1 protein-coding gene is annotated in these 242 nt (G+C 74.0%); it reads right to left on the reverse strand.

What is annotated here, in order from left to right; all coding sequences use genetic code 11:
• The coding region (locus HA630_RS02455; RefSeq protein WP_407061929.1) for a phosphoribosylanthranilate isomerase at window positions 1-242 on the reverse strand (242 nt) is incomplete at both ends.

A 242-nucleotide genomic window follows, 5' to 3' on the forward strand; every position in this document is an offset into this window, starting at 1 on the left:
TGGAACTGCAGCAGGGCGTGGGGCACGGCCTGCAGGCCGGCCTGCACCTCGGCCGCGCTGGCGTTGACGAACAGCAGCACCGGGGTGACGAAGGGTGGCAGGCTCCGCGCCAGTTCACCGGCGCGCTGCGCCGTGACCGCGCGCGGACTGGGTGGGTAGAGCACGAAGCCGATGGCGTCGGCCCCGGCGCGGGCGGCGTGGGCCACGTCGGCCTCGCGCGTGAGGCCACAGATTTTGATGCG

It is taken from the genome of Aquabacterium sp. A08, from assembly GCF_011742065.1.